This is a genomic window from Vibrio sp. QJM3NY_39, assembly GCF_057785895.1.
Genome location: NZ_CM173506.1, coordinates 680,141 through 703,227, shown reverse-complemented (window position 1 = coordinate 703,227; position 23,087 = coordinate 680,141). Strand labels below are relative to the sequence as shown.

Sequence of the window (23,087 nt, the reverse complement as noted above, 5' to 3'; positions counted from 1 at the left end):
AAGATATCTATCACACTGCACATGGTTATTTAGGTCTACGCTTTTACCCGTGTTAATAACTTATTAACTTCGGAGCGTAATCCATGTTAGGTATCCAGCTTTCTGCTGTTCTCTCTTTATTATTTTTTTCTACGGTAGCAGGCGCTGCCACTTCTCAGTTGGGAGAGCCGCTCAAACTAACCAGTTCATTTGCTGGCTACCTATCGCTGACCATTTTCGTTGTCGCCTACATCGTGGTGATGATGGAAGAATACCTAAAACTCCGAAAATCCAAGCCGGTTCTACTTGCGGCGGGCCTGATCTGGATAATCATTGGTTTTACCTACCAAGAACACAACCTTGTTGAAGTCGCCAAACAAGCACTCGAACACAACCTGCTGGAATATGCCGAGCTATTACTCTTTCTGCTCGTCGCCATGACATACATTAGCGCCATGGAAGAGAGAAGACTGTTTGATGCGCTGCAAGCGTGGATGGTAGGCAAAGGCTTCAATTTCCGCTCTCTGTTCTGGATAACCGGTATTCTAGCCTTCTTTATCTCGCCTATTGCCGACAACCTTACGACAGCTCTATTGATGTGTGCCGTGGTTCTCAAGGTTGCTGGTTCTAACCCTAAATTCGTTAACCTCGCTTGTGTGAATATCGTGATAGCCGCCAATGCTGGCGGCGCGTTCAGTCCATTCGGCGACATCACAACGCTAATGGTGTGGCAGGCTGGTTATGTGAGTTTTAGTGAGTTCATTCCTTTGTTTATTCCTTCGGTGATGAATTACCTCGTCCCTGCGTTGATCATGTCTTATTTTGTACCCACGACTCAGCCCGACACGGTTCATCAACACGTTGAATTAAAACGTGGTGCAAGACGAATCGTCTTCTTGTTCATCATGACAATAGCGACCGCGGTTGCTTTCCATGCCGTACTCCACTTCCCTCCTGTAATGGGGATGATGATGGGGCTCGCCTATCTGCAGTTCTTTGGTTATTACTTACGTAAGACCTTACCCAACTCACTCGCGAAGAAAAAAGCGGTGGCGATCGCCAATAATGATGAAGGCGCCCTGAAGCGACTCGGTTCTGTTGTGCCATTCGATGTATTTCGAAGAGTTTCGCATGCCGAATGGGACACGTTGCTGTTCTTCTACGGCGTCGTAATGTGTGTCGGTGGCTTGAGTTTACTTGGATACTTGGAATTAGCCTCGGGCGTGATGTATAGCCAATGGGATCCAATTTGGGCCAACGTCATGGTGGGAATCTTATCGGCTATTGTCGATAACATTCCGGTGATGTTTGCCGTGTTATCCATGGAACCCCAAATGTCGATGGGCAACTGGCTACTGATCACCTTAACCGCCGGCGTTGGTGGCAGCTTGTTATCTATTGGTAGTGCGGCAGGTGTGGCGTTAATGGGCGCGGCGCATGGCAAATACACCTTCTTTGGCCACTTGAAATGGATGCCAGTGATCATGATTGGCTATGCCGTCAGTATCGCCGCTCACCTATGGCTGAATGGCGATCTTTTCTAGTAAAACGCTCTAATGCATATCAGCTAGAGGCTTCTCAACGCGTGTCCAGACGTTACTTAACTGCATCGCTGGACACTGGTTGCAGGTTAACACTGCACCCTCGTGTTGAATTCGCATCACTAGCCCGGAGTCAGATCGGCGGTTCGCTGAATTCAACTCAATATTGATTAAGTCATCTTCAACACGATAAGTTCGAGTAACAGACTTATCCGTTGTTTGATAAGTCACTTGCCCAGATTCAAAAAGCAAGTAACTGTCATTGTCAGCGTTCTCATACATGCCCTTAAACAGAACAAGTTGTGGTACTTCGAAGGGTCGACTGGTGTCGGTTAAACAACCGGTCAGCAATAGTGCGCTACTGCAGCAGAGTATAAGTGAATGATGGCTATTCATTTGGGCATCCTTGCCTCGAGAACATGGTTAAAGGATATGCAACCAAACAAGTATTTTCCAGCAAGTGGCAGTTTTATTGCAAAGTCACACTTTAAGAACCCTTAACGTTCACCAATAATTGATACGCAATTTTCAACAAACATTCCGAAAAAGACTCTTTAATCTTCTTCTCTTCCCTCAATAACTAACAAGCGTTGTTTGCGTTCTACGCCACCCGCATACCCGGTCAGCTTGCCATTTTTACCAATAACTCGATGGCACGGCACAATCACTGACACTGGATTTTTACCATTCGCTAAACCCACGGCTCGAACGGCCTTTGGGTTACCAATCGCATCAGCCAGTTGTGCATAGCTCCATGTTTCTCCATAAGGAATAGTCATGAGCGCTTGCCAAACCGATTGCTGAAATGGCGTGCCCTTTGCGGCGATCGGCACAGAAAATTGGATAACCTCACCAGAAAAATAGCGATTGAGCTGCTCGGCAACCAATTCAAAGATCGGAAAGCCATCATCTCGAACACCTAATTCTTCAGGCTTGGTGGTGTATATTTCAAACCAAAGACCGAGCAACCCTTCATCGTTCGCCTGTAAAGTCACCGTGCCCAACGGGCTCTCATAGTAAGTAAAACGGTTGTCCATGATATCTCCTAGCTTAGTATTCCGATTAAGATTGATTCCAACAGTGGAACGTGGCGTAACTACCCCAAGGCGAAACACTCTCTGTGTTGATGGCGGGGCGATGCTCAATGAACTTCTTCACCACCAAATCGCCAACCAACAGGTGGTTAGGTTCACTTAACCCACGAAGCAGCGCGTATTGAATCGTCCAAGGCCCAATGCCCTTTAGCTCAATCCATTTGGAAGGGTGCTCTGCTTCATTGTCGACCATGTATTCAGCAAAACGCTTTAAGGTCTCTTTGCGGCTTCCCGGCATTCTTAAGAAACTGACATCAGCCTCCGCTATCTGTTTAGGTGTCGGGAAGCTGACCTTCTCATGTGCATCAGAAAGCTCTTTGACCAACAAGTTAAGCTGCCCAATCGCCGCGGTTACCGAAACTTGCTGCCCGAGAATCGCTCTTACTCCGGCTTCCCAAGCACTCCACACGCCAGGAATGCGGATGCCACTCTTAGCCACTAAGTTGGGGTCAATGGTTGTAAAGAAGACCTCAACCTTGGCAATATCGACATCAAGGTCGAACATGCGTCGAATGTTCGCAATCAAGCTTCTTAACTGGCTTATATCGTCCAACTCAAATTCAATATCTAAGCGGTTCTCTTTAGCCAAAGTGGCCTTGAACCAACCCTTTGACCCATTAACATTCACTGTGCGCTTGTAATAGTCTTCGCCAACGTCTTCTAAGCCCTCAATCATTCTTCGTCGATAGAAACCCAGTAAATGCTTCCAGTCTAATGGGCCGTGAAAGACTAGCTGAATATGATTGCTCAGGTTTTCACTTAGCTTTGTTCGTCGGATTTGGCTTGGCGAGAGCTGCAGCTCTTTTAGAAAGGCATCATTGAAACGACGCGTGCTATTAAAACCACTCGCAAAGCCAACATCGGTAATGCTCATGCTACTGGTGTGCAGCAACTGCTTGGCAAACATCAATTGGCTATAAAGGCTATATTGCTTCGGCGACACGCCGATGTAATTATCGAATAAGGTTCGTAAATAGCGGTCTGAAATACCTAATCGAGTGGCAAGGTCGACGATTGATCCTGAGTTCAGCGCACCATGATCAATCAACTGTAAAGCACGCAAGAAAGTCGTTTCAACACCTTTCCAAGCCGGAGAAAAAGGTGCGCTGTCTGGCCGGCAACGTAAGCATGGGCGATATCCAGCCTTCAAGGCTTGAGCTTGATGAGAAAAATACTCGACATTTTCTTCTTTGGGCGGGCTTGCTGGGCAAATCGGACGACAAAAAATTCCGGTGGTTTTTACCGCTGTAAAAAACATCCCATCAAAGCGAGCGTCTCGCGCATATCGAGCCAAATGGCACTGCTCACTCGTTAACGTACTGTTGTGATGAATATTTCTCGACATGCTGTGCTCTTCCCATTTGCCATAACTTTTACTCCGATACCTAAAAGTTTACCGTGAACTGTCATTGTCGCTAGCCACTTTCGGAACTGAAGGTTAGATAAATCACAAAAAAGGGTTTTCTTTTTACGCAATTAGACTAAATTTAACCTTGAGAAGAAACTCTTCTCACAACGTCAACGATAGGTACTTAGCACACTAAGATGCAGAGACCTGTCGAATATAAAAAGGAAAAGGCTATGGTTCTTCACACGTGTCGTATTGTTTTATCAAACCAACAGGTTCTCACCAGTCAATCAGTCGAGCAGTCTCTCAGCTTTCTTGAAGACGAAGCGAGTAAGGGGATTTCTAAAATTGAGATTGACGCAACGGATGGCAATCAAATCCATTCATACCTGTCACACTCTCTTGAAGAGTCCATTGAGAATCTAATGAACCTATAGGGCTTTTAAAAAAGGTTACGCATACCAGGCTTAAACTGATTTATCCGAGTTAGGGTTATCTCTGATTGGGCAATGAAGATCATCTCTGGTTTAAAACGAAAATGGCTCCCAACTATATAAATAGTTAGGAGCCATTTTTTATTTAATCAACAAAGTTAATTCAGTCACGTTAAGTCAGCAACGCATATTTCAACAAGCGATATTGGTTGCAACACACGATATTCATTACAACGCCCTTACTCAGGTGCTTGTTCAGCGGCTTGTTGCAACGTGTAGGCGGTCGATGGGTCAATCTCGTTAACCAGCTTCTCGACCTGCATGATCGCATCAACCGAGGTGCTGCTTTTGCGGTAGCTGAGATAAATGGGGCGATACCAATCTTCTACCCCTTTTACCTTATGCAGCTGACCCGAATCGATAAAAGGTTCAACCATAGAAACAGGTAAATACGCACTGCCACCTTTCTCTAAAATGAAATCGAGGGCAATACGAGCCGTAGAGGTACGTAAATACGGAGCTGGAACTTTAGGGTGACGTTCTGCGTGTTCTGAACCGAAGCGCGTTCCCCAATCGACATACACATACTTATGTTGGAACACAGATTCCAGGTCATCTTGCTGCGTTGATACCAACACCAAAACCAAATCAGCGACTTTTTTACAGTTCAGCTCTTCTGCTTTAATCTGATCGAAAGCGAAAGCCATATCTAAGGTTCGCTCTAGCAAATTACGGTTCAGTTGCTCGCGCCCCATCACCTCAGCCATGAAGCCATAACCACCAAAAGAATCGGTCACTACGCTTAAACAGTTTTGCAGATACGCATCCCAAATATTCGGAGTGCCACCTAGTGTTAACTGCAAGGCTTTTCCACTCTCTAACGACAGCTCAAACTTGGCTTGTTGTAAGGTGGATACCATCACTTCAGCATAACCAATCAAACGCTCACCGGAAGAGGTAAGCTTGATGTTATTGCGGTCACGAATGAAGAGCTGAGTATCAAAATAGCCTTCAAGCTGTTTGATCCGCGCACTCACCGCTGCTTGTGTTAAATACAAGTTTTCAGCTGCGCGCCCAAAGTGGCGCACCCTTGCAACCTCAAGAAAGGTTCTAAATACTTTCACATCCATCAAAAATACATCTCTGTAATAAATCTGCTAACTAGCCGATCTAGGATTGTTTATCGTAAAGGCAAAAACGTTTTGTTTCCTATTTTAGCCTTTTAACAATATTTTCGCGTGAGCAATAAACACTAATTTCTATCTAACCACATTACTGAGGCTGATATGTCTGAGACCGAATTCCGACACGGAAAAAAACGTTTTTATGACACCATTAAATTCCCACGAGGGTTCGCTAAGTCAGGTGATTTTACTCTTTCAGAAGAAGAAATCCTAACCTTGTTTGGTGACACTATGCTTGCACTTGAGACTGGTGAACTAACACCGACCAATGCTGAAGAAAGACATTTCATCAAAGTATTGGCTCACCCTCATAAGGCTAAGTCCAAGTTAGACCGTGTTTGGTTGAAGTACATTCAACTGGCTCGTGGACGCCGTCGCTTTCATACCCTAAACGGCTGCAAACGCGGTGAAGTGCCTAGGGAAGAATACGACAGAGAGTTAGTGTTAGAAGATTAGTAAAAATGCTCAAAGTGATACCTAATCACTTTGGGCTTTTTTTCATAGCATATTAGCGGCAACTTAAAACAAACACGCATCTTCTTCGTAATTAGTAAGTTTAGCCAACCTGTCCAGTTTTACCAATATTTATATAAAATTCATAGTGATAGCTTTGAATAATCACTATTCTTAAATATACCCATGCTCATTCACGCCTGTCGGTGATACTTCCTCACTTTTTCTCCTCTTTTTTGCACGGCAGTACCACATAAGTATCACTCTTTGATCATACGTCCATTGCACTCCTGACCATCCATCTATCCGCTCATCCACTCAGCAAAGCTTGTTGATCTTTCAGACCCTGAATCAAACCTACCTGACGATATATGACAAACGTATTAATCTTGTTTAACGCTACCAAATATCCATACAATAATTGTGCAAATTTGAGAGTTCTAGTCACAGATACGACGAAAAAAGCAAAAACTTGACCTAAAACAATAGCGGAATTTAATAACTTATTTTATAATGCGAATTAATGTTTCAGAACACTATAAAATTTTATTTCTAGGGGCAAAATCAATGAGACTTATTCCATTAAGCAACAAAGCTAAAGTAGGTAAATGGGCTGCTCGTCACATCGCAGATTCTATCAACAAATTCGCTCCTACTGCTGAGCGTCCATTTGTTCTAGGTCTTCCTACTGGTAGCACACCTCTAACTACTTACGCTGCGCTAATTGAACTACACAAAGCGGGCGAAGTAAGCTTCAAGCACGTTGTAACATTCAACATGGATGAGTACGTTGGTATCGACCCTAACCACCCAGAATCTTACCGCACATTCATGCACGAGAACTTCTTCAACCACGTTGATATTCAAGCAGAAAACATCAACCTGCTAGACGGCAAAGCTGAAGACATCGATGCTCACTGTGCAGCATACGAAGAGAAAATCCGTTCATACGGCAAAATCAACCTATTCATGGGCGGCGTAGGCATCGACGGTCACATCGCATTCAATGAGCCAGGTTCTTCTCTATCTTCACGCACTCGTATCAAAACGTTGACTGAAGACACTCGTATCGCGAACTCTCGTTTCTTCGATGGCGACATCAACCAAGTTCCTAAATACGCACTAACTATCGGTGTTGCTACTCTTCTAGATTCTGAAGAAGTAATGATCCTTTCTCTTGGCCACAACAAAGCGCAAGCGCTTCAAATGGCTATCGAAGGTTCTGTAAACCACATGTGGACTGTTACAGCTCTACAGATGCACCGTAAAGCTATCATCGTTGCTGATGAGCCAGCTCAACAAGAGCTAAAAGTTAAGACTCTACGCTACTTCCAAGAGTTAGAAGCTGAGAACATCCAAGACCTATAATCCGCATCGTCTTGGATAGAAGGGCGTTTTTAATAAAGAGAGCGTCTTGAATAGAAAAAGCCACTGAATGTGGCTTTTTTTGTACCTGCTGCTTTTGTGTTTAATGGGAGAGAGGTTTCGGGTATTTTTTATAGACACAAAAACAACAAAGCGATTTCCCCAACGAGAGAAACCGCCATCATTTTAAACTTTGTATTGATACGAACGAACAGCTACAAGATATGTAGGATGCGAAACAAGATAAGCAGGACTGCAAACTAGAACTAAGAACTCAGTGCGTTATCTCGGCATAAGGTCGTGATAATGTCAGTGATAGCCAAAACGATCGTCGACTTCACTTTCTGATTGTGTCGACCCAAGAACATTTGAAGCATTGGGCCAGACATGGTTTCCACCATCTCCGCATCATATTCGATAGGCATAATACGCTGAACCGCGTGCACCTTGTTGAGCTCAAATATAACGTCGACTTCTGTGAAACTGGTGTCTTCACCCTGTATTTTCGCCCACTCTTTCAAGGTAACGAAAATCTCTAAATCATCGTAGAGCTCTTTACTGATCACACCAAGCCCTAATAGCAGCTTAGCGCGGATCATAATCTCGCCCAACGGCCCGCCACTGTTGAGAAGTGGTTCAACAACAAATTTAATTGCCGTGTCGTCTTTCTTGAAAATGTTTTTTAATACGGCATCTACCGTGTCGTCCAATGCATCGTAAGCCGCCATTAGACAGGCGCTAGCGCTCTCAGCTTCAGATAGGGCTTCGAGTAATTCAGTTTCGTGGCTAGTTTGTATTGGCATAACGGCTCGGCAATAAGAAAGTGCCACTGGTGTGGCACTTTGATGGTTTATCATTTCAATGCTAGATAAGCTTCTTCCGCTAGTTTAACAACTTCTGAGTCACTATTCAGCTCAGAATAATGCGCTAATGTCTCAGCAAACCCTTTTTCTGCAAACATTGCCTGAAGTTCAACCGCTTGCGGGTCATCTTCATTCTTGTAATGGAAAGCCGCTGCAATCGCTTTTACGAGATGAGCGTTTGGAAGACCATACTCCAATGTGCCGTTTAATGGCTTAACTAGGCGGTCTTGAGGACTTAGTTTACGGATTGGCTGACGGCCAACACGATCAACTTCATCACGTAAAAATGGGTTTGCAAAACGACCAAGGATTTTTTGGATGTAGGCTGCGTGAGCTTCTGGATCAAAACCGTAACGCTTAATAAGCACAGCACCGCTTTCTTCCATTGTTGCAGTTACTTCAGCGCGGATTACGTCGTCTTCAATAGAATCTTTGATTGTCTCATGGCCAGCAAGAACACCAAGGTAAGCCGTTACTAAGTGACCAGTGTTAAGGGTAAACAGTTTACGCTCAACGAAAGCCATTAGGTTATCAGTGCATTCCATACCAGGGATGTTTGGAATCTCACCCTTAAATTGTGTTTGATCTACAATCCACTCGCTGAACGTTTCAACGGTCACAGCTAGAGGGTCTGTTTCGCCCGCTTCTGCAGGTGGAACAATACGGTCAACCGCTGAGTCAACAAAGCCAATGTGCTCTTCAGTGAACGCTTTCATTTCATCAGAAAGGTGCTCTAAAACTGCTGCTTTTAATTGGCTAGTACCCCGAACCATGTTTTCTGCCGCGATTACGTTCATTGGAGCTGTGTTACCTGCCGCAGCACGTTTTTCAATACCTTGAGCGATCGATTTAGAGATAATCTTAAGAACCGTTGGGCCTACCGCTGTTGTTACAAGATCAGACTCAGCAATGCAATCTACCACTGCGTTTGTCGCCGAGTTCACTGCTGTTACGTTCTTCACGATCTCAACAACACACTCTTCACCAACAATCTTTACTGGGTACTCTTGACGCTCAATTAACGCATTAACAACCGTTTCATTTACGTCTGCAAACGTAACCTTCATACCAGCATCAGAAAGAAGCTTACCAATGAAACCACGACCGATATTACCTGCACCAAAATGTAACGCTTTCATAATTTTAGACCTTATAAATATTTGAATCTAGATAGCTAACCACTCAACAACATGCCTTGACGACGTGCCCTAGGCATTAAGCAGTAAGCTATTCAGACTGAATCTTTAACCGATAAAGAGTAAGACCGAAAATGAGGCCAGTGGGGGGACACCGGCCTCCTTCACTCAGGAGCTTGACTAGAGCGTATTAATTTCCGTTTAGAATACGTAGAACATCATCTGGGTTAGTTGTGTTCTGTAAGCATTCCACTGCTTCTTCGTCATCAAGTGAATTGGTAATAGCCATCAACACCATGTTGTGTTCATCGCCTTGTGCTGCAATACCGATAACCATCTTAGCGATATCATCTTCATCTTCGCCCCACTGAATACCTTCAGGGTATTGGCAGAACACGATGCCGGTTTTTTGTACGTATTGTTTTGCTTCGATTGTGCCGTGTGGTACCGCGATAGACTCGCCTAAGTAAGTAGACACAAGCTCTTCACGAGCAAACATACCGTCTACGTATTCAGGTGACACGTTGCCAAGTTTTACTAACTGGTCGCCAGCAAACTTGATAGCGTCTTCTTTCTGCGTAGCTTTAAGGCCAAGGAAGATACTGTCGTTAGTTAGTGCAAGTTTGTTGCCTTTCTGTGTAGGAGCGGCTGCAGTCACTGGCGCTTTTGCTTCACCACTTTTTGCTTCTACAAGGTCTGCAACTAGCTGGTCGTATACAGCACCATCTAAGAAGTTGTTAAGAGACATATGCATTGCACCTGGTACGGTTTTACGTGCACGGTCTGTTAGGTCTTTGTGTGTAATAACAATTTGCGAATCAGCTGGTAGATTGTTGATTGCGTAGTTGGTTACCACAATGTTCAGGCCTGCTGCTTCTACTTTTTTACGCAGTAGACCGGCACCCATTGCACTTGACCCCATACCCGCATCACACGCTACATACACTGCTTCTACATCAGTTAGGTTCACGTTTGCACCTGATGCCGCACCTTTAGAAGACGCTTTCATGTCTTTCATTTGCGCTGATGCTTTTTCTAGTGAATCTTCGTCGTCACCTTGAGCTGCAGTCTTAAGTAGGATTGAAGCTACGATGAAAGACACAGCGGTTGATGCGATAACAGAAAGAACAACACCAACGTAAGAGCCTTTTGGCGTCATCAATAGAACTGCAAAGATAGAACCTGGAGATGCTGGAGAGATAAGGCCAGAATCAAACATTACGTTAGTGAATACACCTGTCATACCACCTGCGATAACAGCAAGAATTAGACGTGGGTTCATTAGTACGTAAGGGAAGTAAATTTCGTGGATACCACCTAGGAAGTGGATGATAGATGCGCCAGCAGCAGACTGTTTCGCACTACCTTTACCAAATACCATGTAAGCAAGTAGAAGACCAAAACCAGGACCTGGGTTCGCTTCAATTAGGAAGAAAATTGAACGACCAATCTCTTCAGATTGCTGGATACCTAATGGAGAAAAGATACCGTGGTTGATTGCGTTGTTTAGGAAAAGGATTTTCGCAGGTTCAACAAAGATAGAAGCTAAAGGAAGGGCACCAGCTTCAACCATTGCGTTAACACCAGCAGCAAGAGCACCAGACAGTACTTTAACTGCAGGACCAATCACAACGAATGCGATGATTGCGCAGATCATACCGATGATGCCAGCAGAGAAGTTGTTCACTAGCATTTCGAAACCACTCTTCACTTTACCGTGAACAGCTTCATCGAATTTCTTAATTGCGATACCACCTAGTGGACCCACAATCATTGCACCCATGAACATTGGGATATCAGTACCAACGATAACACCCATTGTCGTGATGGCACCCACTACCGCACCGCGGTCACCACCAACCATTTTACCACCGGTGTAACCAATCAATAGTGGCAGTAGGTATGTAATCATAGGGCCAACCATTGATGCTAACGTTTCGTTAGGCCACCAACCGGTTGGGATGAATAGTGCAGTAATGAAACCCCACGCAATAAATGCGCCGATGTTTGGCATTACCATATTGGATAAGAAACGACCAAAGTTTTGAACCTTAATCTTAGCTTCTGGTGATAACATAGGTAGAACCCCGTAATGTATTGGTTGGTCAAATGACCGAAAGTGTGTACTCAAAAGTCGATTAAAATGTATCACAACATTTCCAAAATGCACCTTAGCCCAACTTTCGTGACAACCATCACACACAAAAAACACTTTAGGGTTAACAAGAGCACCTTAGATCACAAAAACACCATGAATTTAAATTACAAAGCCAAATTAATGAGAATAAATATCACCCATACAAGATCTAGATCACATTTTATTTTGTAATACTTAAAAATAAATAGTGATCAAAATCACACTCGATAAAATATGGCATCTAAGATCTATATAAACCGTATAAAAGAACATCGTGTCACGTATAGAAAATATGCACCCAGATGAGCAAAGTCGCCAATTATGTAATTTAATTACAAAAAGAACCACATTTCCCACAAAATCAAAATCAGACATGACTTTCGACTAAAAACATAGACCAGTGAGCAGCAGTTGCCATTAGTAGATGTGATATGGTATTCATCAGTGCTATCACATCATGTATCTCTCCAAAACCCATCAGCGGATCACTCTGCTATTTGAGAAAAGACTATGTCAGACAAAATTTCCACATCAGCACTCGCTAAACAAAAAGGCATAGAAGCTAAAGCTCTATTTAGCGATTTAAAAATTGCTGGCTATATAGTGCGCTCACAAGAACGTTGGGTGCTCACAGAGCGTGGAGAAAGCTTTGGTGGAGAGTATGTAGAACACAAAAAGTTTGGTGTCTTTATAGTATGGCCAGAAAAACTGCTCATCGACTTAGACTCATTCTCAGGAAAAACGCTAACCGCGACTCAGTTGGGTAGTGCCTTTCAGCTCAGTGCAAAGAAAATCAACTTATTGCTCAATGAGCTTGGCTGGATAAAGAAAGAAGAAGACGGCTGGCGCGTCACCTCAACGGGACTGAAAGCCGGTGGTGAGCAGAGAGAAGATAAAGCGACTCAAAACCTATTTGTGGTATGGCACGATTCGTTGGTTCGCAATAAACGTTTGAAGCAGTCTGTTGTCGAATTTCTAGGGCATGATGCTGAAAGCCACTCTACCGATGTCTCGTTTTCTAGCTTTCGTCAGAAATTTGAGGCGAAACACCGAACCTTAGACGGACATTATGTACGTTCAAAGGGAGAGCTGATCATTGATAACTGGCTTTATATGGCGGGAGTGGTTCATGCCTATGAACGTCCGCTCCCGATATCAAAAGAAGTAATGAGCGATTTCTACCTGCCAAGCGGCAAAGTATACATTCAGTTCTGGGGAACAGATTCAGGCTCTATAGAAGAAGACAAACGAAGTGCGACCAAGAAAGTTTACCAAGAGCATGGTTTTAGCTTGATTGAACTTAACCCTGAAGATATCCCAAACCTCGACAGCGTACTTCCCTCTTTATTACGCCAATATGGAATCAAGGCGTACTAACTGGCTGATTTTCGAAAACCAACACACACCCAGATCACATAAATCAAATCATTGTGGACATTATTAACCATAGTGATTTGATGTGTTCGCTATTTTTCCCGAGCCAATCTTCTATTATCTTACACCCATCGACTTGAGCTACCGCAGATACTCGATTTATTGGGGCATGTTCGATAGCCATTTAAGCGTTCAGCCTTTTAGAGGCTGGCTGTTCTAAAAACGACTTCTATAGAGATATAGCCTAAATGCGTTATCCGTTTATTGTTGACGTTACCGAACATAAAACCCTACAACATTTATTATTGATAGATATTAGGATTCAACATGACTCATCCAATCATTACTGATCTAAACACTCGTTACACAGCTAAAAAATACGATGCCGACAAACGCATCTCTGCGGAAGACATGGAAGTAATCAAAGAAGCACTTCGTTTATCAGCTTCTTCTATCAACTCTCAGCCTTGGAAATTCATCATCATTGAGAGCGACGCAGCAAAACAACGTTTTCACAATACTTTCGAGAACATGTTCCAGTTTAACCAACCACATGCGAAAGAAGCGTCGCACACAATCCTGTTTGCTCACGATCCTAAATACACTAAAGAGAAGTTCGCGAAGCGTGCTGATACAGAAGTAAGCTCTGGTCACCTACCTGCTGAAATGTACGAGCAATTCTTAGGTGCTTATGCATTCGCAGAAATGAACACAGACGAAACGGGTTTCAACGGTAACTGGACTAAGTCTCAAGTGTACATCGCACTAGGTAACACAATGCACACACTGGCTCGTCTTGGCATTGCATCAACACCGATGGAAGGCGTAGATGCCGCTATGATCGGCGAAGAGTTTGCTGACGAACTGGAAGGTCACGTTGTTGATGTAGCACTGGCTATCGGCTACCACAAAGACGGCGAAGACTATAACCACGGTAAACCAAAAGCGCGTCTAGCGCTTGATGAAGTGGTTACTACACTGTAATAAATCCAATGCATATGCATTATGTACTGATAGCTACAACGCTTTAATTTTTAAAACGCTTTTTCGTTTTACAAAAATATAGTTTTAGCAGCACTTTAGACTGTTAAATTACACTGCCTTGTTTTGGCCAGACATTCGTCTGGCCTTTTTTGTATCTGTTATTTATCCAAGCAACTACCAATTACCAACCATCAACAACTTAGTCATAAAGACACGATGAGTTTATTTTGATTACACATCTATCAATGTCATAAAGACACATCATGACAATGAAAAACCAAATAAACACTATAAAAACAAATACTTAAAAACATGGCACAACTAGTGCAATAGGAGCCTTAGATATTTAAATAAGGTATTATCATTATGACTATTCACGTTAAATCAAATGTTCATTGGGTCGGCGTCCACGATTGGGAAACCGAGCACTTCCACGGTAAGGAATACCACATGAACAAAGGTACGAGCTATAACTCATACCTGATCCGTGAAGAGAAGACAGTGCTTGTCGATACTGTCGATCATCGCTTTACTGAACAATTCCTTGCAAACCTAGAGATGGAAATCGATATCAACGAGATCGACTACATCATTTGTCAGCATGCAGAAGAAGATCACTCAGGCGCCCTCTCTGCGCTACTGGCTAAAATTCCGAACACACCCGTCTACTGCACAGAAGCTGGCGTTAACTCTATTGTTGGCCATCACCACCAGCCTGACTGGAACTTCCGAACCGTTAAAACAGGCGACACGCTCGATGTCGGTAACGGCAAGCAACTCATCTTTGTTGAGATGAAAATGCTGCACTGGCCAGACTCAATGGCGACTTACCTAACCGGTGATGAAATCCTGTTTAGTAACGATGCTTTCGGACAACACTACTGCGACGAAAACCTATTCAATGACCAACTAGACCAAGTAGAGCTGCATGATCAATGTCTGCGTTACTTCTCAAACATCCTCACGCCTTTCGCGCCTTTGGTGAAAGCGAAGATAGAAGAAGTCTTGAGTTTAGGCGTGCCAATCGATGTTATTGCTACTTCTCATGGTTGTATTTGGCGTGACAACGCGACTCAAATCGTTGAGCAATATTACGAGTGGTCAAAAGCCTACAAAGAAGATCGTATCACCATTGTCTACGATACCATGTCCAATAACACTCGCATGATGGCAGACGCGATCGCAAAGGGTATTCGTAAAGGCAGCCCAGAAACAGCCATCAAGGTCTTCAACATTTCAAAGCACGATAAGAATGACATCCTTGCCAATATCTTCCGTTCAAAGGGCGTGCTTGTTGGATCATCGACCATGAACAACGTGATGATGCCGCAAATCGCTGCACTACTAGAAGAGATCCACGGCTTACGCTTTGCAGGTAAAAGAGCTGCAGCATTTGGCTCTTCAGGCTGGACGGGAGGCGCAGTAAAACGCATCGACGCTCGACTACATGAAGCAAACTTCGAAGTCAGTGCGCCACAACACATCCACTGGAAACCAGACACAGACGCACTACGTCAATGCATCGATTACGGCATGACACTCGCTGAAGTATGGCGCGTAGACGCCGATGAAGTGAGCGTACCAAAACAAGTATCACGTAATGTAACACCAATTGAGGCCACCCCAGTACCGGCAAACACCACTGCCGAGCTCAAAGACACAACAGAGCAGAAGCCAGAAGAAGCGCAAGACAAGTCAGTACACAGCGCAGACTGCACTTGCTGGCGTTGCACAGTATGCGAATGGGTGTACGACCCACAATTAGGCGAACCTTACCAAGGCGTTGAACCAGGAACACCTTGGGCACAGGTACCTGATGATTTCCTTTGCCCAGAGTGCCACTTAGGTAAAGAAGTGTTTGTGGAGAAGTAATATGGAAAATATTGTCATTGTGGGTGGCGGTTTTGCTGCCCTACAAACCATCAAGATGCTCCGTAAAGCTGACCAAAATATCGCGATCACTATGGTCACCGCTGATGCAGGCATAGAGTACAGTAAACCCAATCTTTCGCATGTGTTTAGTCAGGCTCAAACACCTCAGCAGCTTGCGATCAATACTGCTCAACAATTGGCTGAGCAATATAACGTTGTCATTAAAACCAACGTTTGGGTAAGCGAGATTAATACCGAGCAACAATTCATTGTCGCCGGTGACGATGTCATCCCGTATTCAAAACTTGTACTGGCGACAGGTGCTACGCCTTTCATACCGCCAGCCGAAGGCTTGAACCCTGGAGCGACCATTACGCTAAATAGCTTAGAAGAGTTCGAAAAACACAAAGCTCAGATCGATGCAGCCAAGCGAATCACGGTCATTGGTGGCGGGCTCATTGGAGTCGAGCTCGCTTTCGATCTTCAAACGTCGGGTAAAAATGTCACGATCATTGAACCTGCAAGTTACCTATTAAGTAGTTTGGTGCCACCTTTTGTCTCTCTAGAGCTGGAGAGAGAGCTTCGTAAAGCCGGTGTAACTGTTGAGACTGATGCTACGGTAAGCCACGCCACCTATCTCGCTGATGGAGTCCGGTTACAAACGACCTCTTCTCGATTAATCAAAACCGATGTAGTCATCGCCGCAGCAGGGTTAAAGCCAAACACAGCATTAGCCAAACAAGCGGACATTGATGTGAATAGAGGTATTCTCGTTGACGAAACCATGAGAACCAACATCAAAAATGTCTATGCCATTGGGGATTGTACTGAGATTCAAGGACGAGTAATGGCTTACCTGCAACCCGCGATATTAGCGGCCAACGTATTAGCGAAACAACTCACTACGGGTGAAGGAAAGCTAAGCTTTCCGCATATTATGACTAAAGTGAAAACGCCTAGTTATCCGATTCAACTGGCAGGCCGTGATATTCAAACTGCTCAGAGTTGGGAGACTCGGTTTGATCCAAAAGGGATTGTCGCCAAAGGTTTTAATGAGGCAAACCAACTCGTCGGATTCATTGTCACAGGGGAACACACTAAAGCAGCATTTCCTCTGCTTAAAGAACTACAGATCAGCTCACCGACATAAGATAAAATCTATAAGTTCGTATACGCTAGACAATAAAAAAGCCAGTCAACAGACTGGCTTTCTTGTATTCATCTTAGTGTGATTAGCTCATCGCATTTAAGCAAAGGCGAACATTAACCGATAAACGAGATGTAACCTTGAAGGATGATCAGGTTAACGATATCGATAAAGAAGGCACCAACGATTGGCACAACCATGAAGGCTTGTGGCGACGGACCGAATCGGTTCACCAAAGAACCCATGTTCATTACCGCTGTTGGTGTTGCACCTAGGCCGAAACCACAGTGACCACCCGCCATAACCGCTGCGTCGTAGTTAGAACCCATTACTTTGAACGTCACAAAGTAAGAGAAGATACCCAACACCACAGCCTGAACCGCAAGGATAACCAAGAACGGAATCGCAAGGTCAAAGATGTTCCAAAGCTTAAGGCTCATTAGCGCCATAGCTAAGAACAGCGACAATGACACCGTACCAAGAATATCGACCGTTTCACTGTCGGTTTTATGCAGCTTAGTCACTTCAAAAACGTTAGTGATGAACACACCGATAAACAACGCGTAAACGAAGTCAGGAATCATCAACCAAGAAATTTCAAAAGTCGCTACCCACTCTTCTAAGTATTTCGCCCCCGAGATACAGATTAGAAGAATGAACAATACTTCAATCACCTTCTTCGCTGTTACTTTGTCTTCTTCATACTCGTTGTAAGTAACAAGTTCAGGAAAACGCTCGTGGGTTTGTGTGCCAGTGCCGTACTCAGATTCAAGCTGGTTTTTATCAATCAGCTTTTGTGCTACTGGGCTACCGATAATACCACCGATGATCAAACCAAACGTCGCTGAAGCCATCGCGATTTCTAGAGTATTGGCAATGCCAAACGTGTCTGAAAAAGTTTGAGACCAAGCTGCGCCTGTGCCGTGACCACCCGAAAGCGTGATAGATCCAGCAATCAAACCCATCAAGGGTTCAAGGCCTAGTGCCGTTGCAAGTGTTACACCTACACCGTTTTGGATAATGATGTAAACCGAAGCCACCCCTAAGAATAGGAATACCTTAGCGCCACCTTTTATCAGCTGCGTGTAGTTAGCCGCAAGACCGACCGTTGCAAAGAACATCAACATAAAAGTGTTCTGCAGGGGCAAGGAAAACTCAAGATCAAGGCCGTTAAAGTGCAGGGCTGTAATAGCAAAAGCGACAATCAAGCCGCCGACAATGGGCTCTGGAATATTGTACTTTTTGAGAACCGGAAGCTTTGCATTGACGAAATGACCTAGAAACAAAACACTAATCGCGATTAGGAAGGATTCTAGTGGTCCAATTGAAATTAATTGATTCATATAACCTCTATTTTTTTACGTTCTCATCTTCCTTAATGAGTCTAGTTTTATCTGTAATTATCTGTGCTGCTCTACCTATATTTATACAAACTGGAGAGAAATTGTAGATTCGAAAAGCGAACACATTACTGCGTTCACTTGGTGCCATGTTAGTGACACGTTAACTTTTATAGGAGATAAAAGGATTTGTGACAAAAATCACCTCCAAAAAGTTGATAACGGCGTGAGTATCCTTGCCGCTAACTCTGCTTTTTTAATACCTAAAAAAGCAAAAAGGAGCTATTACTAGCTCCTCTTTCATCACCATCACTGGTAATTAGAATTTTTTCGGTGCGTAACCAGTCATAACCTCAATGCGAAGCTCTTTACCGATCTTCGTCATTGGGTGAACAATTACGAGCCCTTTTACAGACTTCTTAAGTTTACCCATATCCGCTTGCTCAGCTTTTGTAATCTCACGGCTAAATGGCATATCAACCAAAGACTTACGCTCTTGATTTACATCGAAGCTTTCTTTGTGTTTCAACTGAGCAATTTTCTTGGTTAGCTTCTTAATCTCGTCTTCAAATTGACGAACAACAGGGCGATCATTACGAGTTTTAGCAGCCGCTAACTTGTTGCGACATTTGTCTAGACGGTTGTTAATTTGTTGAAGTTCGTTTTTAACACTCATAATAATTTCCTAAGATTTAACAAGCCAATTCGGATTGGGGCGCGGAGTATAGCACAAGGGTTCACTTGAACCGAAATTTATCTATCAATTACCAACAGAAACGAATCACATCACCGCTGGTCATTCAGCTCGCCAATTCTTTGTAGCCGAACCTCAAAGCGGGTCACTCATTAATCAGCTCGTGTCGACTTCAAAAATTGCTGTCCTCGATGCTTCAAAATTCAGTCTAAACTTGTAATCTAACCACAGTAAATAACTCAATTAACTCAAACAGCTTAAACAGCTTAAGGTACATAACTTAGATCGCGTAACTTGAGTTACATGACTTAGGGGGATCACCTTAACACTGAGCCTGACTCGCAGCATAATCACAAGGATAGCCGATGACATTATTGAAACGAACACTGGCCTACAGCCTAGCCCTTAGCTCAGTGTTAGCCGCAACTTATGCATCTAGTGAACAAACCACCCAAAATAACCTGATCGTTGAGTTCTCTTCACCACAAAATACTGAAGAAGAGCAGCTCAAACGTGAAATTCAAAACAGTGGCGTCAATGACACTGTGATTGACCTGTCAAACCAACTCTTCATGTTTGAAAAGCCATTAACCATTCAATACGGCGGGGAAGAAGGTCCACTCTACGATCCACAAACGCATCAAGTGCTTATCCCGTATAGCTTCTACTCTGAGTCGCTTAATTACTTTGAAAAGAATCAATACGAAAAAGAGTATGGAAAGACCGCGCAAACTGGTGCTATCGATACCTTGCTTCATACTCTACTGCACGAAGCTGGGCACGCTTATATCGAAGACCAGAATATTGCCATACTGGGCAAAGAGGAAGATGCCGTTGATAACCTCGCGACAGTGCTTTTACTTAACTATGTAGAACATGGAGGTGATGCCGCAATCAGCGCCGCTGACATGTTCGCTTTCGAGTCAGAAGACCGCCCTGAGTATTACGACTTGGGTGAATACATTGATGAGCACAGTTTTGATCTACAGCGCTACTTCTCCACATTATGCTTGGTGTATGGCAGCGATCCTGATGCCTACAAGAACTTGCTCGATGAAGTAGAAAACGACTATTTGAAAGATAGGAAAGAGTTCTGTGTGGAGCACTTTGATGTCATCAATGCCAACTGGCACCGTTACCTAAAAGAGAACGACGAGAGCTAATGGTTTAACCTTCTCTATTGGTCTTCTTCAATAACAAGCGGCTTAGTGTTTTTCTAAAGCCGCTCTCAGTAATCTATAAATCCAAGATTTGAAGTGGAATATATCTTAGTCCTGCGACCTTAGACCTTCACTTTATACTTCAGGTCTTGGGCTTCATCACCGGTCATGCCTCGAAACCCCCAACAGTGTGCAGGTTGTTCCTTGATGGTTATTTCAATATCAATCGGAGAGATAGCTAACTGCTTCTCTATTTCAGAGAATATCTTCTTAATTAAGCGCTTCTTGGTGTTGACCGCTCGACCTTCCATCATATTGATCTCTATAACGGTATAGGCTTCTGTTCTTCCTTCTGGATAAAAGAAATCATCTCGCTCCAATGGTACAAATCGATGCGCTCGCTTGTCATCGGGTAAACCCATTTCACTGTTTAAGCACTGTTGCAACACATTAGAGAGCTGCAACTTAATTGGATTCAAGCACTCTTTGATACCATATATAACAATCATGACCATTCCTTTGATGCGATGTCAGGTAAAGAAGAAGGATAGGTAGAAGCATCGTTTGGCGCCCCCCCATCCGCTTACTATTCGTACATATATTACCTAATGACGCGTATGAAAGAAGGTAAAAACAATGAATTTATGAGCATGTGCAACAAAAAACAATCTGCTTTGGCTCATGTCTGTAGCTCATCACCCAATAACAACAACCACAATCAATTGATCGAACACCACCGACTCCGCGTATATCTTCTCAAATTAAATTTGAACTAAGGAGTGCTATGTGCCGAATTCATCGAGCCAGATCACACGGCCAGACGCCGAACCAGAGGCACTCGTAGAGTCTTCTCTCGAGCTCGCCGTATTTCCCCTTCCGATATTCCTTCTGCCCGGAGGTCGCCAGAGGCTACGCATCTTTGAACCAAAATATCTTGCTATGGTTGCACATGCGGCCCAAGGAGATGGGTTCATTATTGCCACCCAAGACAGCACCAACTCTGAACATCTCAGTTCTTGGGGAACCAAAGTGTCTATCGTTGATTTCAACATGTCTGACGACCAAATTTTGGAAATCGATGTCGAAGGCCAACAACTGGTTCAGCTTCACGGACCATTTCGAGACGACGATGACCTGATAAAAAGCCAGTTCAGGTTGTTACCTCATTGGCCAGATCTAGAATGCAAAGTACCGAACGTATTTACTGCATTCTTAGTACAGCTGTTTCGAGACCACGATTCAATCAGAACGCTCTACCCCACTCCAGACTTCGAAAGCCCACGATGGATTTGTGCGCGATTACTCGAAATGATGCCTATCCCATTGGAAAAGAAAACAGAATTTACCGAACCCGCTAGCTTTCCTTCTTTAGTTCCTTTTTTGAATCAAATCATTACGGGGCAATAAGCACTTTTCTTCACTATAATTTTGTATAGTGGAAATTAATTTAAATTAAAGTGATCCCGACCTTCTCCTTTCACGTAGTGCCACTCAAATTCGCATGATGGTTAAGTACTATGCAAGTCGAAAGCAGAAGTTCAGGGAACGGCAAGGAGCATGTCATTATTCCCGACAACAAATTACCTAATGAAAATAAGGTACCTACAGAGCTCTCAAGTTGGTTGATTTTGGTTGGTTCAGACCGAGACAAACAAGCCTTCACCTGTTTGTTCAAGTTCTTCGCACCTAAGATTAAGCGTTTTGGAATCAGCAAGTTGGGCGGCGAGGCTGCTGCAAACGAGCTAGTTCAAGACACAATGACTAACGTTTGGAAAAAAGCACATCTCTACAACGAACAGAAAGGTGCTGCGACTACTTGGGTCTATACCGTGATGCGAAATGCGGCCTTCGACATGTTACGAAAGGTGAAAGCAAAAGCAGAACAAACCATTGCTGACGACATTTGGCCAATAGATGCAATGGTCGCGGAATCTCAAAGCGATGAATTACCGTTTGGTGATCATTTGATGAGCCGACATGTAATGACTCAAATAGAGAAGTTGCCTTTGGCTCAGAAAACGATTGTTAAAGGCGTTTACTTTCAGGAGTTGTCACAAGAGCAACTCGCTCAACAACTTGGCGTCCCACTTGGAACCGTGAAATCACGTCTAAGACTCGCTTTAGCCAAACTTAAGGTTCACATGGGGGAACAAGATCATGATTAAACATCACCCAAATGCCGCAATTTTGAAAGATTTTGTCGATGGCACACTCGCAGACTCAGTTTCTTTGATTGTCTCTAGCCATGTTGAACTGTGTGAACACTGCCAACAACAAGTAAGCATGCTGACGGCGCAAGCTGCTGACTCAGTCTTTGAAAGCGATACACCTGTCTTTGAAAGTGATACCTCAGGGCTTCAACTTTCTGACAGCGAAATGGATGCGTTCCTATCCGATGATGGGGAGTTTGATTTTGATGCGATTGCTCAAATCACTGCTGATTCATCTCAAGCTATCGAAGTGAAACCCGAAGTTCAGCAAGTTACGGTTGCAGACACCACATTCACTATTCCTCGCGCGTTGAACTCAGTGGCAAGAAAAGACTGGATGAACTTAGGCAAAATTTCACGCGCAAGACTCGATTTTGACGACGAAGCACACCACACCAGCTTGCTGCACATCGACAAAGATGGACAAGTGCCTTGCCACACCCACAAAGGCTTTGAGATTACGCTTCTCTTGGAAGGCAGTTTCGAGGACGAAATGGGCGTCTACAACAAAGGCGACTTCATCTGGTTAGATGGTGACCACACCCATCAACCAGCTACCAAAGAAGGTTGTGTGTGTTTAACTGTTTCAAGTGATGCGCTTTACTTCACAAAAGGTGTGAGCCAGTTATTCAATCCACTCGGTAAATATATCTATTAACCCAGTTGCACGCTATAAATATACAGGATGGCATGAAGTTATCCTGTATATCGTCAAATACATCTGGCTTAAAACATCAACGGTGTTGAGACTTAAAACACACCCGGCTCTGTA

At 43.9% G+C, this 23,087-nt stretch carries 22 protein-coding genes; 12 read left to right on the top strand and 10 right to left on the bottom strand.

The window, feature by feature from the left end; translation table 11 throughout:
• The first annotated feature begins 83 nt into the window (after positions 1 to 83).
• On the top strand, positions 84 to 1,523 hold the full coding sequence (gene nhaD / locus AC3CHU_RS19060; protein WP_017077049.1) for a sodium:proton antiporter NhaD: 1,440 nt from the start codon (positions 84 to 86) through the stop codon (positions 1,521 to 1,523).
• Positions 1,524 to 1,532: 9 nt separating this feature from the next.
• Here the strand turns inward: nhaD and AC3CHU_RS19055 are convergent, their stop codons facing one another.
• From AC3CHU_RS19055 to AC3CHU_RS19045, 3 genes are all read right to left on the bottom strand, one after another.
• On the bottom strand, positions 1,533 to 1,916 hold the full coding sequence (locus AC3CHU_RS19055; RefSeq protein ID WP_065206460.1) for a hypothetical protein: 384 nt from the start codon (positions 1,914 to 1,916) through the stop codon (positions 1,533 to 1,535).
• 158 nt (positions 1,917 to 2,074) lie between these two features.
• The gene (locus AC3CHU_RS19050) at positions 2,075 to 2,557 is read right to left on the bottom strand and encodes a methylated-DNA--[protein]-cysteine S-methyltransferase (protein ID WP_171311022.1); all 483 of its coding nucleotides are present in this window, start codon (positions 2,555 to 2,557) and stop codon (positions 2,075 to 2,077) included.
• A 25-nt stretch (positions 2,558 to 2,582) separates the two neighbouring features.
• The gene (locus tag AC3CHU_RS19045; protein ID WP_171327574.1) at positions 2,583 to 3,959 is read right to left on the bottom strand and encodes an AlkA N-terminal domain-containing protein; all 1,377 of its coding nucleotides are present in this window, start codon (positions 3,957 to 3,959) and stop codon (positions 2,583 to 2,585) included.
• Positions 3,960 to 4,195: 236 nt separating this feature from the next.
• On the opposite strand from AC3CHU_RS19045, the gene AC3CHU_RS19040 reads away from it, so the two are divergent.
• Positions 4,196 to 4,399, top strand: a complete 204-nt coding sequence (locus AC3CHU_RS19040) for a hypothetical protein (protein ID WP_004732734.1) — start codon at positions 4,196 to 4,198, stop codon at positions 4,397 to 4,399.
• Positions 4,400 to 4,635: 236 nt separating this feature from the next.
• On the opposite strand, the gene AC3CHU_RS19035 is transcribed toward AC3CHU_RS19040, so the two are convergent.
• Entirely contained in the window at positions 4,636 to 5,526 is an 891-nt protein-coding gene (locus AC3CHU_RS19035) for a LysR family transcriptional regulator (RefSeq protein WP_004732733.1), read from the bottom strand.
• 156 nt (positions 5,527 to 5,682) lie between these two features.
• Here AC3CHU_RS19035 and AC3CHU_RS19030 point away from each other — a divergent pair, with 156 nt between their 5' ends.
• Both AC3CHU_RS19030 and nagB read left to right on the top strand, forming a co-directional pair.
• The gene (locus AC3CHU_RS19030) at positions 5,683 to 6,036 is read left to right on the top strand and encodes a MaoP family protein (protein ID WP_017092459.1); all 354 of its coding nucleotides are present in this window, start codon (positions 5,683 to 5,685) and stop codon (positions 6,034 to 6,036) included.
• Between the two features lie 564 nt (positions 6,037 to 6,600).
• Entirely contained in the window at positions 6,601 to 7,401 is an 801-nt protein-coding gene (nagB, locus tag AC3CHU_RS19025; RefSeq protein ID WP_004732731.1) for a glucosamine-6-phosphate deaminase, read from the top strand.
• 263 nt (positions 7,402 to 7,664) lie between these two features.
• On the opposite strand, the gene AC3CHU_RS19020 is transcribed toward nagB, so the two are convergent.
• The 3 genes from AC3CHU_RS19020 to AC3CHU_RS19010 form a co-directional block, all read right to left on the bottom strand.
• Complete coding sequence (locus tag AC3CHU_RS19020; RefSeq protein ID WP_208638372.1) at positions 7,665 to 8,201, bottom strand: MltR family transcriptional regulator; 537 nt, start codon at positions 8,199 to 8,201, stop codon at positions 7,665 to 7,667.
• Positions 8,202 to 8,251: 50 nt separating this feature from the next.
• Positions 8,252 to 9,400 (bottom strand): mannitol-1-phosphate 5-dehydrogenase, encoded by a 1,149-nt coding sequence (locus AC3CHU_RS19015; protein WP_017075531.1) that lies wholly within the window; start codon positions 9,398 to 9,400, stop codon positions 8,252 to 8,254.
• 187 nt (positions 9,401 to 9,587) lie between these two features.
• Entirely contained in the window at positions 9,588 to 11,474 is a 1,887-nt protein-coding gene (locus AC3CHU_RS19010) for a PTS mannitol transporter subunit IICBA (RefSeq protein WP_054546108.1), read from the bottom strand.
• A 570-nt stretch (positions 11,475 to 12,044) separates the two neighbouring features.
• Here AC3CHU_RS19010 and AC3CHU_RS19005 point away from each other — a divergent pair.
• From AC3CHU_RS19005 to norW, 4 genes are all read left to right on the top strand, one after another.
• Positions 12,045 to 12,911, top strand: coding sequence for a glycerol kinase (locus AC3CHU_RS19005; RefSeq protein ID WP_488526199.1), 867 nt, complete (start codon positions 12,045 to 12,047; stop codon positions 12,909 to 12,911).
• A 324-nt stretch (positions 12,912 to 13,235) separates the two neighbouring features.
• Positions 13,236 to 13,892 (top strand): NAD(P)H-dependent oxidoreductase, encoded by a 657-nt coding sequence (locus AC3CHU_RS19000; protein ID WP_004732726.1) that lies wholly within the window; start codon positions 13,236 to 13,238, stop codon positions 13,890 to 13,892.
• Positions 13,893 to 14,258: 366 nt separating this feature from the next.
• On the top strand, positions 14,259 to 15,764 hold the full coding sequence (norV, locus tag AC3CHU_RS18995) for an anaerobic nitric oxide reductase flavorubredoxin (protein WP_065206467.1): 1,506 nt from the start codon (positions 14,259 to 14,261) through the stop codon (positions 15,762 to 15,764).
• Between the two features lies 1 nt (position 15,765).
• Positions 15,766 to 16,914, top strand: a complete 1,149-nt coding sequence (gene norW / locus AC3CHU_RS18990; protein ID WP_488526198.1) for an NADH:flavorubredoxin reductase NorW — start codon at positions 15,766 to 15,768, stop codon at positions 16,912 to 16,914.
• Positions 16,915 to 17,027: 113 nt separating this feature from the next.
• Here the strand turns inward: norW and gltS are convergent, their stop codons facing one another.
• Positions 17,028 to 18,254 (bottom strand): sodium/glutamate symporter, encoded by a 1,227-nt coding sequence (gltS, locus tag AC3CHU_RS18985; RefSeq protein WP_004732723.1) that lies wholly within the window; start codon positions 18,252 to 18,254, stop codon positions 17,028 to 17,030.
• Positions 18,255 to 18,570: 316 nt separating this feature from the next.
• On the bottom strand, positions 18,571 to 18,927 hold the full coding sequence (locus AC3CHU_RS18980; RefSeq protein WP_004732722.1) for a YibL family ribosome-associated protein: 357 nt from the start codon (positions 18,925 to 18,927) through the stop codon (positions 18,571 to 18,573).
• A 383-nt stretch (positions 18,928 to 19,310) separates the two neighbouring features.
• Between AC3CHU_RS18980 and AC3CHU_RS18975 the strand changes: the two genes are divergently transcribed.
• Positions 19,311 to 20,108 carry a DUF4344 domain-containing metallopeptidase gene (locus tag AC3CHU_RS18975; protein WP_428782838.1) on the top strand — a complete coding sequence of 266 codons (798 nt, stop codon included), beginning with the start codon at positions 19,311 to 19,313 and terminating at the stop codon, positions 20,106 to 20,108.
• A 119-nt stretch (positions 20,109 to 20,227) separates the two neighbouring features.
• On the opposite strand, the gene AC3CHU_RS18970 is transcribed toward AC3CHU_RS18975, so the two are convergent.
• Positions 20,228 to 20,614 carry a tautomerase family protein gene (locus tag AC3CHU_RS18970; RefSeq protein ID WP_004732720.1) on the bottom strand — a complete coding sequence of 129 codons (387 nt, stop codon included), beginning with the start codon at positions 20,612 to 20,614 and terminating at the stop codon, positions 20,228 to 20,230.
• A gap of 277 nt (positions 20,615 to 20,891) precedes the next feature.
• On the opposite strand from AC3CHU_RS18970, the gene AC3CHU_RS18965 reads away from it, so the two are divergent.
• From AC3CHU_RS18965 to AC3CHU_RS18955, 3 genes are all read left to right on the top strand, one after another.
• A complete protein-coding gene (locus AC3CHU_RS18965; protein ID WP_114634375.1) occupies positions 20,892 to 21,512 on the top strand; it encodes an LON peptidase substrate-binding domain-containing protein in 621 nt (206 codons plus the stop codon).
• Positions 21,513 to 21,622: 110 nt separating this feature from the next.
• Positions 21,623 to 22,270, top strand: coding sequence for a sigma-70 family RNA polymerase sigma factor (locus AC3CHU_RS18960; RefSeq protein WP_488526197.1), 648 nt, complete (start codon positions 21,623 to 21,625; stop codon positions 22,268 to 22,270).
• Positions 22,263 to 22,973 (top strand): ChrR family anti-sigma-E factor, encoded by a 711-nt coding sequence (locus AC3CHU_RS18955; RefSeq protein WP_488526196.1) that lies wholly within the window; start codon positions 22,263 to 22,265, stop codon positions 22,971 to 22,973. The genes AC3CHU_RS18960 and AC3CHU_RS18955 overlap by 8 nt, the downstream gene beginning before the upstream one ends.
• The last annotated feature ends 114 nt before the right edge of the window (positions 22,974 to 23,087 follow it).

What these genes read in the sequence shown, in the direction of transcription:
- nhaD (WP_017077049.1), top strand. Translation starts at nt 84, where the DNA reads ATGTTAGGTATCCAGCTTTCTGCTGTTCTCTCTTTATTATTTTTTTCT.
- AC3CHU_RS19055 (WP_065206460.1), bottom strand. Translation starts at nt 1,916, where the DNA reads ATGAATAGCCATCATTCACTTATACTCTGCTGCAGTAGCGCACTATTG.
- AC3CHU_RS19050 (WP_171311022.1), bottom strand. Translation starts at nt 2,557, where the DNA reads ATGGACAACCGTTTTACTTACTATGAGAGCCCGTTGGGCACGGTGACT.
- AC3CHU_RS19045 (WP_171327574.1), bottom strand. Translation starts at nt 3,959, where the DNA reads ATGTCGAGAAATATTCATCACAACAGTACGTTAACGAGTGAGCAGTGC.
- AC3CHU_RS19040 (WP_004732734.1), top strand. Translation starts at nt 4,196, where the DNA reads ATGGTTCTTCACACGTGTCGTATTGTTTTATCAAACCAACAGGTTCTC.
- AC3CHU_RS19035 (WP_004732733.1), bottom strand. Translation starts at nt 5,526, where the DNA reads ATGGATGTGAAAGTATTTAGAACCTTTCTTGAGGTTGCAAGGGTGCGC.
- AC3CHU_RS19030 (WP_017092459.1), top strand. Translation starts at nt 5,683, where the DNA reads ATGTCTGAGACCGAATTCCGACACGGAAAAAAACGTTTTTATGACACC.
- nagB (WP_004732731.1), top strand. Translation starts at nt 6,601, where the DNA reads ATGAGACTTATTCCATTAAGCAACAAAGCTAAAGTAGGTAAATGGGCT.
- AC3CHU_RS19020 (WP_208638372.1), bottom strand. Translation starts at nt 8,201, where the DNA reads ATGCCAATACAAACTAGCCACGAAACTGAATTACTCGAAGCCCTATCT.
- AC3CHU_RS19015 (WP_017075531.1), bottom strand. Translation starts at nt 9,400, where the DNA reads ATGAAAGCGTTACATTTTGGTGCAGGTAATATCGGTCGTGGTTTCATT.
- AC3CHU_RS19010 (WP_054546108.1), bottom strand. Translation starts at nt 11,474, where the DNA reads ATGTTATCACCAGAAGCTAAGATTAAGGTTCAAAACTTTGGTCGTTTC.
- AC3CHU_RS19005 (WP_488526199.1), top strand. Translation starts at nt 12,045, where the DNA reads ATGTCAGACAAAATTTCCACATCAGCACTCGCTAAACAAAAAGGCATA.
- AC3CHU_RS19000 (WP_004732726.1), top strand. Translation starts at nt 13,236, where the DNA reads ATGACTCATCCAATCATTACTGATCTAAACACTCGTTACACAGCTAAA.
- norV (WP_065206467.1), top strand. Translation starts at nt 14,259, where the DNA reads ATGACTATTCACGTTAAATCAAATGTTCATTGGGTCGGCGTCCACGAT.
- norW (WP_488526198.1), top strand. Translation starts at nt 15,766, where the DNA reads ATGGAAAATATTGTCATTGTGGGTGGCGGTTTTGCTGCCCTACAAACC.
- gltS (WP_004732723.1), bottom strand. Translation starts at nt 18,254, where the DNA reads ATGAATCAATTAATTTCAATTGGACCACTAGAATCCTTCCTAATCGCG.
- AC3CHU_RS18980 (WP_004732722.1), bottom strand. Translation starts at nt 18,927, where the DNA reads ATGAGTGTTAAAAACGAACTTCAACAAATTAACAACCGTCTAGACAAA.
- AC3CHU_RS18975 (WP_428782838.1), top strand. Translation starts at nt 19,311, where the DNA reads ATGACATTATTGAAACGAACACTGGCCTACAGCCTAGCCCTTAGCTCA.
- AC3CHU_RS18970 (WP_004732720.1), bottom strand. Translation starts at nt 20,614, where the DNA reads ATGATTGTTATATATGGTATCAAAGAGTGCTTGAATCCAATTAAGTTG.
- AC3CHU_RS18960 (WP_488526197.1), top strand. Translation starts at nt 21,623, where the DNA reads ATGCAAGTCGAAAGCAGAAGTTCAGGGAACGGCAAGGAGCATGTCATT.
- AC3CHU_RS18955 (WP_488526196.1), top strand. Translation starts at nt 22,263, where the DNA reads ATGATTAAACATCACCCAAATGCCGCAATTTTGAAAGATTTTGTCGAT.